The organism is Mycobacterium shunyiense (assembly GCF_058270035.1).
Genome location: NZ_JBZDPT010000026.1, coordinates 1 through 2,582, shown reverse-complemented (window position 1 = coordinate 2,582; position 2,582 = coordinate 1). Strand labels below are relative to the sequence as shown.

Annotated in this window: 1 protein-coding gene; it reads left to right on the top strand. The window is 66.2% G+C overall.

The window, feature by feature from the left end; translation table 11 throughout:
- The coding region (locus AC4ELS_RS17090) for a condensation domain-containing protein (protein ID WP_499048290.1) at positions 1 to 2,582 on the top strand (2,582 nt) is incomplete at both ends.

Here is a 2,582-nt window from a genome sequence, read left to right as displayed (position 1 = left end):
GAGCACGGCTACCGAGGAAATCCTGGCGGGTATCTACGCCCAGGTCCTCGGGTTGGAACGGGTCGGCATCGACGACTCCTTCTTCGACCTCGGCGGCGACAGCATTCTCGCGATGCGGGTGGTCGCCGCAGTCAATACCGATTTGGATGCCGGACTGGCGGTACGCACGTTGTTCGACGCGCCGACGGTCGCGCAGTTGGCACCGCATGTCGGCGAGGATTCGGACCGGCGTGCACCCTTGGCTGCGGCCGAGCGTCCTGCCCTGGTCCCGTTGTCCTTCGCACAGAACCGGATGTGGTTCCTCAATCGGTTCGAGGACGGCGCGTCGACTTACAACATGCCGATCGCGTTCCGGATCAACGGCGCGTTGGATGTCGACGCGCTCGATGCGGCGCTCGATGACGTGATCACCCGTCACGAGTCGCTGCGCACGGTGTTCCCCGCCATCGACGGTGTGCCCTCACAAAAGGTTCTGCCTGCCGAACCGGGGCTGTGGCGGCGCGGGGGCCCGGCGATGGTGCCGGTGACGGAAGACAATCTGATCGGCGAGCTGATCTCGCTGGCGGGCTACACCTTCGACCTGGCCGGTGAGATTCCGATCCGGGCCCAGATCTACTCCGTCGGCCCCGAACAGTACGTCCTGGGAATCGTCCTGCATCACATCGCCTTCGACGGATGGTCGATGGCACCCATGGCCCGGGATGTAGGCGAGGCCTATCGGTCGCGGAACCTCGGTCAGGAACCCGATTGGACACCACTGCCTGTCCAGTACGCCGACTACACCTTGTGGCAGCAGGACTGGCTGGGGTCGGAAACTGATCCCGACAGCGTGCTCGCCAACCAGCTGGGATATTGGCGGCGGGAACTCGCGGACCTGCCCGAGGTCGTTTCGCTTCCCGCAGATCGGCCGCGTCCTCCCGTGCCGAGCTACCGCGGCGACGCGGTCGACCTGCGTATCGACCCCGAGTCATGGGCCGGACTCAAGGCCGTGGCGGCCGCGCACAACGCGACCGTATCGATGGTGTTGCAGGCCGCGATGGCCGTGGCGCTGCACCGCGCCGGTGTCGGTGAGGACATCGCACTGGGCACCCCGATCGCCGGACGGATGGACCAGGCGCTAGATGAGCTGGTCGGCTTCTTCGTCAACACCTGGGTGCTCCGCGTCGGCGTTGACTCCGCGTCGCAGTTCAGCGACGTGCTCGACCAGGTGCGGCAGAAGGCGCTGGATGCCTACGCCAACCAGGATGTGCCGTTCGAGCTCCTGGTCGAGCGGCTCAACCCGACCCGGTCCACCTCGCACCATCCGCTGTTCCAGGTCGCCTTGGCCTTCCAGAACAATGTGCGCCCCGAGATCCAGCTCGACGAGCTCGACGTCGAACCGGTGTCCGCCGACATCCGTACCGCCCGTTTCGACCTCGAATTCGACCTGCGTGAACTGTCCAGCGGGGATGCGAGTGCACTGTTCGATCTGCACGCAGTGCCGCCCGAAGGCCGCGGTGCGCTGATGGCGGCAGGCACGGTCGCCTATGCCACCGATCTGTATGACCGATCCAGTGTCGAGCGCTTGGTGGGTTGGTTCGGTCGCGTCGTCGAGGCCGTGGTTGCCGACTCATCGGTGGTCGTCGGTGAGGTCGGCCTGCTGGATCTCGACGAGCAAGATCTGTTGCTGCACAAGTGGTCCGGCGCAGAGGTAAGCCGCCCGGTGGGATTGGCCCCGGAGTTGCTGGCTGCAGCGGTGGCTGCGAATCCAGAGGCCGTTGCGGTGGTAGATGGCGCCCGCGAGCTGTCTTATCGAGAGTTGGATGAAGCCTCCAACCGATTGGCCCGGGCGTTGATCGAGGCCGGGGTGGGTCCTGAGCGCGCCGTCGGTGTGGCGATGGGTCGCTGCGCGGACTTGGTGATCGCGTGGTGGGCGGTGCTCAAGGCCGGCGGAGTGTACGTACCGGTTGATCCGGGCCATCCGGCCGAACGGGTTTCCACGGTGCTGGACGCCGCCGAGGCCGTCTGCGTCCTCACCTGTGGCACCGGTGCGGTCGAGGGGACCGGTAGCCGCCTGGTGGTTCCGCTCGATGTCGTTGATCTGTCAGTACACAGCGGCGATCCTGTGACGGATTCGGATCGGCTGTCGCCCTTGAGCATTGACGATGCGGCATATGTGATCTTCACGTCGGGATCCACCGGGACTCCGAAGGGTGTGGCGATCAGCCATGCCGGTGTTCTGGGAGTGGCTGCAGCTCATCGTGAGTTGTTCGGTGTGACGCCGGGGGCTCGGGTGCTGATGGTGGCCGCGCCGACGTTCGATGCCTCGGTCTTCGAATGGTTATGGGCGGTGTCCTCGGGTGCGGCACTGGTGGTTGCCCCGCCGGATTCCTACGCCGGCGACGCATTGGCCGAGGTACTGGCGGGACAGCGCGTCGATGCGGCATTGATCACCCCGACGGTTCTGGCGACGCTGGACCCGGCCCAGATCGATGGGCTGGACACGCTGGTGACCGGTGGCGAGGCGTGCCCGGCTGAGTTGGTGGCCGCGTGGGCCCCCGGGCGGCGGATGTTCAATGCCTATGGGCCGACCGAGGTGACGA